We start from the raw sequence: 267 nt of genomic DNA on the forward strand, positions 1-267 counted from the left end.
GCAATCCATGCCCCAAAGGGTTTATTGTTTAAGTGGTCAGCCATAGCAATACTCCTTATTGATGATCTCGCAATCACCAGCATGGCTTAAATTGCTGCGGCTGACTACCATTCTGCATGTACTATGGGCCGGAACTCATCAGTAGCGTGCTTGTGCAATGGGCTGCGAAACATCAAATAGAGATAACTTATATCCAACCAGGTAAGCCACAACAAAATGCATACATTGAAAGATACAACCGCACCGTGCGTTACGATTGGCTTAATC

Annotated in this window: 1 pseudogene; it reads left to right on the top strand. The window is 44.6% G+C overall.

Features of this window, described 5'->3' with window-relative positions:
- Window positions 1–125: 125 nt before the first annotated feature.
- Window positions 126–267: pseudogene (locus tag VC188_RS12110) on the top strand (integrase core domain-containing protein); the annotation flags it as partial.

This window comes from Polynucleobacter sp. MG-28-Ekke-A2 (genome assembly GCF_035012985.1).
Classification (GTDB): domain Bacteria; phylum Pseudomonadota; class Gammaproteobacteria; order Burkholderiales; family Burkholderiaceae; genus Polynucleobacter.